This is a genomic window from Bacteroides sp. CAG:189, assembly GCF_000432295.1.
GTDB classification, from domain to species: Bacteria; Bacteroidota; Bacteroidia; order Bacteroidales; family Bacteroidaceae; genus Bacteroides; species Bacteroides salyersiae.
In genome coordinates, this window is the sequence record NZ_HF991104.1 from 27,809 (window position 1) to 28,390 (window position 582).

Below are 582 nucleotides of genomic sequence, written 5' to 3' on the forward strand. Positions count from 1 at the left end.
TGAACCGCATGCTCAAAAGGATTTTCCGGGTCTCCCGTTCCTCTCCAAATGGCTGTATAGTTTTCCCGGCCGTTATCGGTTGCTCTTTTTCCTTGCACGTAGAGGTCCATGATACCGTCGTTGTCAAAATCTAAGACCACCGCTCCGGCAATTTCCAATTTGGGGATATCGACCGGTATGTTTGTGAATTCGCTTCCCTCTTCATTTCTGAACAGATATGCATGTCCCAAATCTTCGTGTTTTCCACCGATAACAAAGCGATCCATGTATCCGTCGTTGTTATAATCGAACCATAAATCCTGTCCCCATTGGAACCAGGAGCATACATTTGCCCCTTCCGGGTCGCTGGGGTCTCCCCAAGGTTGTTTGACGGGATCTCCCCATTCCACTTTTACAGGTTCTGTTGCCAGTGCATTCGAGGCTACTATAGCGCTCAATGCCATTGTCGATAGTAATTTTCTAATTTTCATAGCGTGAATATTTAATAGTTAATATTAATCAGAATAACTCATGGTCAGTAGTAAGCTGCTAAGTAGTAAATTTTTTAGTAGTAAGTAGTTAAGTAGTCAAGTAGTTAAGTAG

1 protein-coding gene is annotated in these 582 nt (G+C 43.1%); it reads right to left on the minus strand.

The genetic code is table 11. The features are described from left to right. Positions 1-470: FG-GAP repeat domain-containing protein (locus tag QVP90_RS14420; RefSeq protein WP_288204629.1), on the minus strand; the 470-nt coding region annotated here is incomplete at its 3' end. Positions 471-582 lie beyond the last annotated feature (112 nt).